Source organism: Candidatus Hikarchaeum yamanae (assembly GCF_009889665.1).
GTDB classification, from domain to species: domain Archaea; phylum Halobacteriota; class Halobacteria; order Halobacteriales; family Hikarchaeaceae; genus Hikarchaeum; species Hikarchaeum yamanae.
This window is the reverse complement of sequence record NZ_WTZR01000018.1, coordinates 1-4,118: the sequence shown is the minus strand read 5'-3', so window position 1 is coordinate 4,118 and position 4,118 is coordinate 1. Positions and strand designations below refer to the sequence as shown.

Below are 4,118 nucleotides of genomic sequence, written 5' to 3'. Positions count from 1 at the left end.
ATCGAGGCACTACAAGCTGCAGGAGTAACCGACCTCGCCGCAGTTTCAGGAATCAGTGAAAATCTCGCTGAGAAAATCAAAACGTCTCTCGACAAAGGTGATAATTGATGGCTTCTCTCCGCCCCTCTGAAATTAGAGATATGACCTCTGAAGAGAGGCAATCCGAACTCGAGAAGTTATCTACAGAATTATTGAATGCACGTGCAATACAATTTGCTGGAGGTTCCTCCGACAACCCCGGATTGGTTCGGGAATTACGCCGAACAATAGCTAGAATCAAAACTATTCAAAAACAACAAGAAACCACAGAAGAGGTCTCCTCATGATTCAAATACTCCCTGAAAATTTATCACGACATGAGTTGATAGGACTTGAAGCAAAAGTGGCTGAGGCATCAAACCCATCTCACATCGGTATTTCTGGTAGTATCATCGACGAAACGATGAAAACCTTCCAAATTGAGAACCATGGCCAAACCCAAATAGTTCCCAAATCTGGAACCACATTTGAAGTAAAATTACCAGGTGGGGAATATGCAGTAGTTGAGGGGAAATATCTCGTTTCCCGCCCGTCACGCAGGACACAAAAAGCAGGAGGATCAATATGGCACTAAAACCAAATGTAATAAAAACTGATGGTGGTAGCTCCAAACAAAACACCAATTCACCCAAGCCCCTTTCCGTTAGAGGCGGTGTGTTGGAGGGAACTGTAGCTTCTACCTCTATGGATAAAACCGTGATAGTCGAACGTGAGTATGTTGTATTCATACCAAAATACGAGAGATATATGAAACGTAGGTCAAGAGTACCTGCCCACGTTCCACAAGGCATAGAACTCGAAGTTGGAGACCAAGTTAAAATAGCCGAAACGCGACCAATCTCCAAAACCAAGTCACACGTTGTTGTGGAAGTAACGAAACGTGTTTCAGACAAAGGAGATGGAGCATGAAATCAATTACATCTAGCATCAGTAGAGGTATACCAAAAGGAGCAAAACTCGTTTGCGCAGACAACACCGGGGCCCGGGAATTAAACTTAATTAGTGTAGCTGGGTATCGTGGAACCATAAACCGACTCCCGACAGCTGGAATCGGTGATAAAATCACCGTATCTGTCCGCAAAGGATCTCCCGAAATGCGACGTCAAATACTCCAAGCGGTTATCGTCCGACAAAAACAATCTTTCCGACGACCTAACGGCCTCCGTGTCAAATTTGAGGATAATGCCGCAGTCTTAATCGATGATATGGGTGAACCCCGTGGAACTGAAATCAAAGGCCCAATCGCCAGAGAAGTCGCCGAGCGTTTTGGAGGTATAGCCAGTACGGCAACAACTATAATTTAAAATCATGACAACACAACCCCGTAAACAAAGAAAACGACAATACAATGCACCATTGCATTTACGACATAAGCAGCTCAACGCAGCTTTGTCCTTGGAGTTACGCAAAAAACACGGCCGAAGAAGTACTCGTGTCAACACTGGTGATACAATTGAAGTCATGCGTGGAGACCTCGCGGGAGAAACAGGAACTGTGTCCCGGGTGGATCTAAAATCCAAACTAGTTTTCGCAGATGGAATCACTGCAGAAAAAGGCGATGGAGAAGAATATCCCCTTCCTCTAGTTGCTTCCAATTTGCGTATCACAAAATTAAATCTCTCTGACACTATGCGAAAATCAAAGCTGGAGGAAACATCATGACCCGGCATCAAAAACGCCTATCTGCTCCTGCTTCCTGGCCAGTTGAAAGGAAAACCTCAGTTTATACAGTCAAAGCTGGAGCAGGTCCTCATGGAAATAGCGGAGTCCCCTTGCTCATAATAATCCGAGATGTACTTCAGTATGTCACTTCCTCAAAAGAAGCCGATTATGCCCTAAGAAGCCGATCAATTATGATTAACGGAAGAGTTGTAACTGACTCCAAACGCTCTGTTGGTATGTTTGATATATTGGCTTTCCTAGACCGAAATGAATACTACCGTATCTTCCCCGATTCTGGAGGGCGTCTAAATCTAACTCCAATTAGCCCCGAAGCAGCCACTTCGAAACTCAGTAAAATAACTGGAAAATCGCAACTCTCTCCTCAATTAATACAACTAGCTTTGCATAATGGTACTACTCTGACGGTGCCAAATCCAACCGAGTATTATGTTGGAGATTCTCTTATCACAGACAACGAAACTGGGGATATAGTTGCTCACTTCCCGTATAAAGAAGGAGCGTTGGTTACTGTAATTGGTGGATCTCATGCCGGAGAAATAGGCATTTTAAAAACCATCAGCGTTCGACCTGGGAGCTTTGCAAATGTAGTTGAAGTAAAAACGGACGCAGATACCTTCGATACTGTGGAAAAATACATAGTTGTTATCGACGAAAAATTCACAGGAGGTGGAAGTTAACATGTCCGTACAAAGCACCAACTCCATGCGCGACCCGCGCATCGAAAAAGTAGTTGTACACATGGGTGTGGGTGAAGCCGGGAAGAAACTCCAGAATGCAGAGGAAATACTCAATGCAATCACTGGACAAACTGGAGTTCAAACCATATCAAAGTCTACTATCGCAGACTTTGGAATCCGAAAAGGCGAACCCATAGGGGCAAAAGTTACTCTTCGAAACGAAGCAGCAGTCGAGTTTCTCAAACTAGCATTGCCCCATGCAAATATCTCTAAAAGCTCTTTCGATAATGAGGGAAATTTGAGCTTTGGACTTTCTGAACACATAGTTTTCCCAGATCAAGATTATAACCCTTCCATTGGGCTCTATGGACTTGATGTAACTGTAGTCCTCAACCGCGCAGGCGCGCGAATAAAACGGCGAAGACGTAGATCCAAATCTATCCCCATGTCCCACCGCCTAACCGCCGAAGAATCGGTAACTTTCATTGAATCAACTTTCAATGTGGAGGTCCAATCTAATGAATAACGAACAAACAGAAGAAATAGAACAAAACCAGGAACCTACAATCGCAACTGGCCAAACCCATTCGTGCAGACGCTGCGGACGTAACCAAGGTCTCGTCAGTAAGTACAACATTTGGCTTTGTCGCCAGTGTTTCCGCGAATTAGCAAGAACTGTGGGGTTTAAAAAATACTCATGACAGGAAATGATCCACTATCCGATGCCCTATCTGGGCTAAATAATGCCGAAAATGCTGGACACCTACAATATACAGCAAAACCCGCATCGAAGCTTATTGGTAATGTTTTCGAAGTCTTTCACGACCATGGATACATAGGCCAATTTGAACATGTCCAAGATGGAAAAGCAGGATACATCGATGTTGAACTAAAAGGGGCCATCAACAAATGCGCCCCAATCAAACCGCGTTATTCTATCGCCCTCTCTAATTTTGAGAAGTGGGAGAAAAGATATCTCCCTGCACAAAATTATGGCGCACTAGTTTTAACCACTAGTCAAGGCGTAATGAGCCATTACGAGGCCAGAAAAGCTGGAATTGGAGGCCAGCTCCTAGCATACATTTATTGAATAATCATGGAAAAAATAGAAATCAAAATCCCAGAAAACGTAACGGCGCAACTAGACCGACTAGATCTATCGGTTGAGGGTCCAAACGGAAAGGTTTCAAAACGTTTCCAATATCCCGGTCTTCTCCTACACTCAACTGAGAATTCTATAATAATAGAGCGTTCTTCTGAAACTAAGAAAACAATCGCTATGACCGGAACCTTTAGAAGTCATATTTTGAACATGTTCCACGGGGTGACTGCAGGCTGGACCTATGAACTTGATATTCTCTATGCTCACTTCCCTATGCAAGTTAGCGTGGACCAAAATTCTGTAATAATCGACAACTTCCTCGGAGAACGACACCCTCGAAAAACCAAAATCCATGGTGAAACAACCGTTTCAATCGATGGAGAAAAAGTTCTTGTAACTGGCCCTGACATTGAAGCAGTTGGGCAAACCGCCGGGTCGATAGAACAATTAACTACTATTAAAGATAAAGACCCCCGGGTCTTCCAAGATGGTATTTATATCACAAAAAAACCCGTTAGAGGTGAAGCATAAATGTCTGATAATCTCAAACTAACAGACCTCCCCGGTGTCGGCCCCTCAAAAGCCCAAGCACTTGAAGAAGCAGGATTCGGTACTAT

General features: G+C 43.9%; 10 protein-coding genes. All 10 read left to right on the top strand.

Translation table 11 applies throughout. The features are described 5' to 3' along the window. The first annotated feature begins 107 nt into the window (after window positions 1-107). Genes rpmC through ACM9H2_RS05965 form a run of 10 tightly spaced genes read left to right on the top strand, consistent with a single transcriptional unit; the run spans window position 108 to window position 4,032 of the window. A complete protein-coding gene (rpmC, locus tag ACM9H2_RS06010; protein WP_415489231.1) occupies window positions 108-326 on the top strand; it encodes a 50S ribosomal protein L29 in 219 nt (72 codons plus the stop codon). Next, window positions 323-613, top strand: coding sequence for a ribonuclease P protein component 1 (locus ACM9H2_RS06005; protein ID WP_415489229.1), 291 nt, complete (start codon window positions 323-325; stop codon window positions 611-613). The genes rpmC and ACM9H2_RS06005 overlap by 4 nt, the downstream gene beginning before the upstream one ends. Further along, on the top strand, window positions 604-948 hold the full coding sequence (locus tag ACM9H2_RS06000) for a 30S ribosomal protein S17 (protein ID WP_415489228.1): 345 nt from the start codon (window positions 604-606) through the stop codon (window positions 946-948). The genes ACM9H2_RS06005 and ACM9H2_RS06000 overlap by 10 nt, the downstream gene beginning before the upstream one ends. Next, complete coding sequence (locus ACM9H2_RS05995; RefSeq protein ID WP_415489227.1) at window positions 945-1,343, top strand: 50S ribosomal protein L14; 399 nt, start codon at window positions 945-947, stop codon at window positions 1,341-1,343. The genes ACM9H2_RS06000 and ACM9H2_RS05995 overlap by 4 nt, the downstream gene beginning before the upstream one ends. 4 nt (window positions 1,344-1,347) lie before the next feature. Beyond that, window positions 1,348-1,701 carry a 50S ribosomal protein L24 gene (rplX, locus tag ACM9H2_RS05990; RefSeq protein ID WP_415489226.1) on the top strand — a complete coding sequence of 118 codons (354 nt, stop codon included), beginning with the start codon at window positions 1,348-1,350 and terminating at the stop codon, window positions 1,699-1,701. After that, on the top strand, window positions 1,698-2,399 hold the full coding sequence (locus ACM9H2_RS05985; RefSeq protein WP_415489224.1) for a 30S ribosomal protein S4e: 702 nt from the start codon (window positions 1,698-1,700) through the stop codon (window positions 2,397-2,399). Before rplX ends, ACM9H2_RS05985 begins: the two co-directional genes overlap by 4 nt. 1 nt (window position 2,400) lies before the next feature. Further along, a complete protein-coding gene (locus ACM9H2_RS05980; protein ID WP_415489222.1) occupies window positions 2,401-2,925 on the top strand; it encodes a 50S ribosomal protein L5 in 525 nt (174 codons plus the stop codon). Continuing rightward, window positions 2,918-3,100, top strand: a complete 183-nt coding sequence (locus ACM9H2_RS05975; protein ID WP_415489220.1) for a 30S ribosomal protein S14 — start codon at window positions 2,918-2,920, stop codon at window positions 3,098-3,100. Before ACM9H2_RS05980 ends, ACM9H2_RS05975 begins: the two co-directional genes overlap by 8 nt. Further along, on the top strand, window positions 3,097-3,489 hold the full coding sequence (locus tag ACM9H2_RS05970) for a 30S ribosomal protein S8 (protein WP_415489218.1): 393 nt from the start codon (window positions 3,097-3,099) through the stop codon (window positions 3,487-3,489). Before ACM9H2_RS05975 ends, ACM9H2_RS05970 begins: the two co-directional genes overlap by 4 nt. Window positions 3,490-3,495: 6 nt before the next feature. Beyond that, on the top strand, window positions 3,496-4,032 hold the full coding sequence (locus tag ACM9H2_RS05965; protein WP_415489216.1) for a 50S ribosomal protein L6: 537 nt from the start codon (window positions 3,496-3,498) through the stop codon (window positions 4,030-4,032). Window positions 4,033-4,118: the final 86 nt, after the last annotated feature.

What these genes read in the sequence shown, in the direction of transcription:
- rpmC (WP_415489231.1), top strand. Translation starts at nt 108, where the DNA reads ATGGCTTCTCTCCGCCCCTCTGAAATTAGAGATATGACCTCTGAAGAG.
- ACM9H2_RS06005 (WP_415489229.1), top strand. Translation starts at nt 323, where the DNA reads ATGATTCAAATACTCCCTGAAAATTTATCACGACATGAGTTGATAGGA.
- ACM9H2_RS06000 (WP_415489228.1), top strand. Translation starts at nt 604, where the DNA reads ATGGCACTAAAACCAAATGTAATAAAAACTGATGGTGGTAGCTCCAAA.
- ACM9H2_RS05995 (WP_415489227.1), top strand. Translation starts at nt 945, where the DNA reads ATGAAATCAATTACATCTAGCATCAGTAGAGGTATACCAAAAGGAGCA.
- rplX (WP_415489226.1), top strand. Translation starts at nt 1,348, where the DNA reads ATGACAACACAACCCCGTAAACAAAGAAAACGACAATACAATGCACCA.
- ACM9H2_RS05985 (WP_415489224.1), top strand. Translation starts at nt 1,698, where the DNA reads ATGACCCGGCATCAAAAACGCCTATCTGCTCCTGCTTCCTGGCCAGTT.
- ACM9H2_RS05980 (WP_415489222.1), top strand. Translation starts at nt 2,401, where the DNA reads ATGTCCGTACAAAGCACCAACTCCATGCGCGACCCGCGCATCGAAAAA.
- ACM9H2_RS05975 (WP_415489220.1), top strand. Translation starts at nt 2,918, where the DNA reads ATGAATAACGAACAAACAGAAGAAATAGAACAAAACCAGGAACCTACA.
- ACM9H2_RS05970 (WP_415489218.1), top strand. Translation starts at nt 3,097, where the DNA reads ATGACAGGAAATGATCCACTATCCGATGCCCTATCTGGGCTAAATAAT.
- ACM9H2_RS05965 (WP_415489216.1), top strand. Translation starts at nt 3,496, where the DNA reads ATGGAAAAAATAGAAATCAAAATCCCAGAAAACGTAACGGCGCAACTA.